At 50.0% G+C, this 544-nt stretch carries 1 pseudogene; it reads right to left on the reverse strand.

From position 1 onward, the window contains the following. Window positions 1-544, reverse strand: a pseudogene (locus R7Q46_RS29610) ([protein-PII] uridylyltransferase); the annotation flags it as partial.

A 544-nucleotide genomic window follows, 5' to 3' on the forward strand; every position in this document is an offset into this window, starting at 1 on the left:
GCGAGATTCGTCAATGGCTTCTCCATGTTGGTCGAGCACCATGAAGGTATCAATCACGTGGCCGTCTTTGCTGGTCATGATTTGTGCGTCATGAACGTTAAAGTTACGACGGTCGAGCTCCGCCACCACGGTAGCAAACAACGCTGGTTGATCTTTGGTGTAAACGAACACTTCTGTTCCACCGCGCGTAGCCTTTTTGCTGATAAGTACCAGCGGCTTGTTTGGATCATCCATACGCAGCAAATGCGCACAATGCCAAGCGATTTGAGTGTGAGTATGGCGCAAGAAATAGTCGGCTTTGAATCGTTGCCACAACACTTCGATTTGGCGTGCAGAAAACCCTTCTTTGCGCAGCAATGCGGAAGCCATTTGTTGGTTATGGCGAATACGCTCACGCACATCAACCGGATTTTCTAATCCGCGACGCAGTGCGCGTTGCGTTGAGTAGAAGAGCTCGGCAAGCAGCGTGCGTTTCCAAGCATTCCACAACTCTGGATTGGTTGCGCAAATATCCGCAACCGTGAGACACACTAAATACTCAAGA

The sequence above is a fragment of the Vibrio sp. 811 genome (assembly GCF_033339195.1).